This is a genomic window from uncultured Sphingorhabdus sp., from assembly GCF_937872355.1.
GTDB lineage: Bacteria > Pseudomonadota > Alphaproteobacteria > Sphingomonadales > Sphingomonadaceae > Sphingorhabdus_B.
Genome location: NZ_CALMSV010000038.1, coordinates 1 through 2,322, shown reverse-complemented (window position 1 = coordinate 2,322; position 2,322 = coordinate 1). Strand labels below are relative to the sequence as shown.

The 2,322-nt window shown below is 60.0% G+C and carries 3 protein-coding genes and 1 pseudogene; 1 reads left to right on the top strand and 3 read right to left on the bottom strand.

The window, feature by feature from the left end; all coding sequences use genetic code 11:
- Nucleotides 1-386, top strand: a pseudogene (locus Q0239_RS01870) (transposase); the annotation flags it as partial.
- On the opposite strand, the gene Q0239_RS01865 reads toward Q0239_RS01870, so the two are convergent.
- The 3 genes from Q0239_RS01865 to Q0239_RS01855 all read right to left on the bottom strand — a co-directional run bounded on the left by Q0239_RS01865 (nt 355) and on the right by Q0239_RS01855 (nt 2,163).
- The gene (locus Q0239_RS01865; protein ID WP_000376623.1) at nt 355-855 is read right to left on the bottom strand and encodes a GNAT family N-acetyltransferase; all 501 of its coding nucleotides are present in this window, start codon (nt 853-855) and stop codon (nt 355-357) included. The pseudogene Q0239_RS01870 and the gene Q0239_RS01865 sit on opposite strands and share 32 nt — an antisense overlap.
- A 127-nt stretch (nt 856-982) precedes the next feature.
- Nucleotides 983-1,822 (bottom strand): sulfonamide-resistant dihydropteroate synthase Sul1, encoded by an 840-nt coding sequence (sul1, locus tag Q0239_RS01860; protein ID WP_000259031.1) that lies wholly within the window; start codon nt 1,820-1,822, stop codon nt 983-985.
- Entirely contained in the window at nt 1,816-2,163 is a 348-nt protein-coding gene (locus tag Q0239_RS01855) for a quaternary ammonium compound efflux SMR transporter QacE delta 1 (RefSeq protein WP_000679427.1), read from the bottom strand. Before Q0239_RS01855 ends, sul1 begins: the two co-directional genes overlap by 7 nt.
- Nucleotides 2,164-2,322 lie beyond the last annotated feature (159 nt).

Here is a 2,322-nt window from a genome sequence, read left to right as displayed (position 1 = left end):
ATCGCTTCGAGCCGATGATGCTGCCGGTATGGGAGGCCAACGACGATTGCTGCTAACTGCTGGCCAGCTTCGCCGCTTCGCTCCCGCTGCGCCGGCCTTCCCCAATTGCCACGCTGGACATGGCTCGCTACCTGCTCACACGCAGCGAGGGCACCATAGGGGAACTGGCGCACTTGCTGATGGCGGCGGCCATCGTCGCCGTGGAGAGCGGCGAGGAAGCGATCAACCATCGCACACTCAGCATGGCCTGTCGACAACCTCTCGCGCAACCAAGACATCGCGGTCGGACTGCAAGTGATCTTGAAGCCACGGGCCCGTCCCACCCCGACATGGACCTCGATGCCCGAACGGACGTTAGATTTCGAGTTCTAGGCGTTCTGCGATGAAGGTTGGATCCCAGCCGGGATTGAAAGTGTCGACGTGGGTGAATCCGAGCCGCTCGTATAGGCCACGCAGGTTCGGGTGGCAGTCGAGCCGCAGCTTGGCGCACCCCTGCGTTCGCGCGGCATGGCGGCAAGCCTCGATCAGCGCGGAGCTGACACCCCGGCCCGCATGTGTCCGTCGCACCGCGAGCTTGTGCAGATATGCGGCCTCCCCCTTGAGGGCGTCGGGCCAGAACTCGGGATCCTCGGCCGACAAGGTGCAACAGCCGACGATGCCGTCGCTGCAACTCGCGACTAGGAGCTCGGATCTCAGGACGAAGGTCTCCGCGAATGTCCGGTCGATCCGCGCGACGTCCCAGGCGGGCGTTCCCTTGGCGGACATCCACGCCGCAGCGTCGTGCATCAGCCGCACAACCTCGTCGATATCACCCGAGCAGGCGACCCGAACGTTCGGAGGCTCCTCGCTGTCCATTCGCTCCCCTGGCGCGGTATGAACCGCCGCCTCATAGTGCAGTTTGATCCTGACGAGCCCAGCATGTCTGCGCCCACCTTCGCGGAACCTGACCAGGGTCCGCTAGCGGGCGGCCGGAAGGTGAATGCTAGGCATGATCTAACCCTCGGTCTCTGGCGTCGCGACTGCGAAATTTCGCGAGGGTTTCCGAGAAGGTGATTGCGCTTCGCAGATCTCCAGGCGCGTGGGTGCGGACGTAGTCAGCGCCATTGCCGATCGCGTGAAGTTCCGCCGCAAGGCTCGCTGGACCCAGATCCTTTACAGGAAGGCCAACGGTGGCGCCCAAGAAGGATTTCCGCGACACCGAGACCAATAGCGGAAGCCCCAACGCCGACTTCAGCTTTTGAAGGTTCGACAGCACGTGCAGCGATGTTTCCGGTGCGGGGCTCAAGAAAAATCCCATCCCCGGATCGAGGATGAGCCGGTCGGCAGCGACCCCGCTCCGTCGCAAGGCGGAAACCCGCGCCTCGAAGAACCGCACAATCTCGTCGAGCGCGTCTTCGGGTCGAAGGTGACCGGTGCGGGTGGCGATGCCATCCCGCTGCGCTGAGTGCATAACCACCAGCCTGCAGTCCGCCTCAGCAATATCGGGATAGAGCGCAGGGTCAGGAAATCCTTGGATATCGTTCAGGTAGCCCACGCCGCGCTTGAGCGCATAGCGCTGGGTTTCCGGTTGGAAGCTGTCGATTGAAACACGGTGCATCTGATCGGACAGGGCGTCTAAGAGCGGCGCAATACGTCTGATCTCATCGGCCGGCGATACAGGCCTCGCGTCCGGATGGCTGGCGGCCGGTCCGACATCCACGACGTCTGATCCGACTCGCAGCATTTCGATCGCCGCGGTGACAGCGCCGGCGGGGTCTAGCCGCCGGCTCTCATCGAAGAAGGAGTCCTCGGTGAGATTCAGAATGCCGAACACCGTCACCATGGCGTCGGCCTCCGCAGCGACTTCCACGATGGGGATCGGGCGAGCAAAAAGGCAGCAATTATGAGCCCCATACCTACAAAGCCCCACGCATCAAGCTTTTGCCCATGAAGCAACCAGGCAATGGCTGTAATTATGACGACGCCGAGTCCCGACCAGACTGCATAAGCAACACCGACAGGGATGGATTTCAGAACCAGAGAAAGAAAATAAAATGCGATGCCATAACCGATTATGACAACGGCGGAAGGGGCAAGCTTAGTAAAGCCCTCGCTAGATTTTAATGCGGATGTTGCGATTACTTCGCCAACTATTGCGATAACAAGAAAAAGCCAGCCTTTCATGATATATCTCCCAATTTGTGTAGGGCTTATTATGCACGCTTAAAAATAATAAAAGCAGACTTGACCTGATAGTTTGGCTGTGAGCAATTATGTGCTTAGTGCATCTAACGCCTGAATTAAGCCGCGCCGCGAAGCGGCGTCGGCTTGAATGAATTGTTA

Excerpts from the sequence above, each read along its gene's own strand:
- Q0239_RS01865 (WP_000376623.1), bottom strand. The coding sequence starts at position 855 with ATGGACAGCGAGGAGCCTCCGAACGTTCGGGTCGCCTGCTCGGGTGAT.
- sul1 (WP_000259031.1), bottom strand. The coding sequence starts at position 1,822 with ATGGTGACGGTGTTCGGCATTCTGAATCTCACCGAGGACTCCTTCTTC.
- Q0239_RS01855 (WP_000679427.1), bottom strand. The coding sequence starts at position 2,163 with ATGAAAGGCTGGCTTTTTCTTGTTATCGCAATAGTTGGCGAAGTAATC.